Consider the following 1,655-nt stretch of genomic DNA (forward strand, 5'->3'; position numbering starts at 1 on the left):
GTTTTCTTCCAGCCACTTATTCGTGAGCCGAACGTACTCTGTGGCGAGACGCTTGCCCTCTAGGTCTTTTACCGACTGAATCTCTGAGTCGGCGGCCACGGCCAAGACAATGCGCATCGCGTTGCGTGTGGCCTTCGAGTAGGTCAGCTCACAGACCTCTTTGACGTCTACGCCGTTGTCCTGAATCCAGTCCCAGCCCGTGAGGCCCGCGTCAATCACGCCGTCTTCTAAGTAGCGCGGGATCTCCTGCGGGCGCATCAGAATCGCCTCGATCTCCGGGTCGTCTATCACAGGATGGTAGGAGCGAGAGTCCACGCGCACGCTCCAACCGGCTTGCGCAAAGAGCTTAAAAGTGGCTTCTTGGAGGCTGCCCTTAGGCAAGCCAAGCTTCAATTTCATATCGCCCGTCAGTATATCGCGGCCTGAAAAAATAATTTTTAAGTTCTGTCACATTTCTGCCTGAGCCAACGTCTAACTCAATAAGGAACACGATGAAGAACGCTATCGAGGAGAGCCTGACCGCACTTCCCCGTCTTTTGCCGGAGGGCAAGATCAACGAGAAGGCGCTTCCGGCAGCGTTTCATGAGCGTTTTCCGGTGCTACTGATAGGGCGACGAACACAGGGGACGATCTGGCCAGATCACTCCGAGAACGAAGCCGCGCTGGAGTGTTACCGCGAGGGCTACAAAGCGCTCCACGAGGAGCAGGATGCCGTTGCGGCGATGCGAGCCTATGAGCAGGCACTGGAGCACGATCCGCTGTACTTTCGGGCATGGGTAGATCTGGCGATTGCGTCTCTGATGGACAACACCGCAGAGAGCATTGAGAAGGCGGAGGGAATTTTTTCCCGACTCTGCGCGATCGAACCAGATGGCGAGTGGCTCACCCGCGAGGTGGCGAGCATGCTCCGGCAGAACCTGGGTTATACCCGCGTCGTGCGCTATCGGAGAACGGGAGATCGGACATATTTAGAGCTGGCAGATACCGAGTACAAGCTAGCCAATGCCTTGGCGGAGCAGGAGAGACTGGAGCTTCTCTGCCCCTGGGCCTATGTCAAGTTAGAGCGGGGAGAGAAGGAAAATGCGGAGAGATTGTGGGAGCGTGCCAAAAAAGCCACAGTGTCTCAAGAGGTTTTGGCGGAGTATGTGGCGAAGTATGTACCACTACGTTTGTTTTGGAAAGAAAATCAATGAAAAAAGTTGTTAATCTGATCGCTGTAGCACTGTTGCTCGCAGTCACCCTTATCCCTTCGGCACACGCGGATGTCAATGGGCCACCCCCGCCTCCTACCAAGGGTGGTTCGTAGCTTACGTTATAGAGATGAAGAGAGGAGGCTCAATACAATGAATGTACAAGCGCTAAATGCACTCCAGGGGCTCAAGGCATGGCACGACGAGGCCAGTTCAAATCCCACCCCGACCATCACGGCTGTAGCCTCTGCTGCACCGAAGCGGCAGACCAATAAAGAGCTACTTGCGGTCGTGCGCGACACGGCGAGCACAAAGCGGGAGCGTGACCTCGCGGGCGAGCAGCTACGCCGACAGGTCAAGACCCTCTGCGCAGCGACGCTCGCGCGGCAGGCACGGACACTTCTGGCCAACGAGCTTGAGGATCTGACCCAGGAAGTGGTGATCCGCCTGCTCCAGAGCCCCGCC

General features: G+C 56.7%; 3 protein-coding genes. 2 read left to right on the top strand and 1 reads right to left on the bottom strand.

Features of this window, described 5'->3' with window-relative positions; genetic code table 11:
- The coding region (hisG, locus tag RMO15_RS05620) for an ATP phosphoribosyltransferase (RefSeq protein WP_309708995.1) at nt 1–399 on the bottom strand (399 nt) is incomplete at its 3' end.
- 92 nt (nt 400–491) lie between these two features.
- Here hisG and RMO15_RS05625 point away from each other — a divergent pair.
- Entirely contained in the window at nt 492–1,193 is a 702-nt protein-coding gene (locus RMO15_RS05625) for a hypothetical protein (protein WP_309708998.1), read from the top strand.
- Between the two features lie 150 nt (nt 1,194–1,343).
- Nucleotides 1,344–1,655: hypothetical protein (locus RMO15_RS05630; RefSeq protein WP_309709001.1), on the top strand; the 312-nt coding region annotated here is incomplete at its 3' end.

It is taken from the genome of Armatimonas sp. (assembly GCF_031410135.1).
GTDB lineage: Bacteria > Armatimonadota > Armatimonadia > Armatimonadales > Armatimonadaceae > Armatimonas.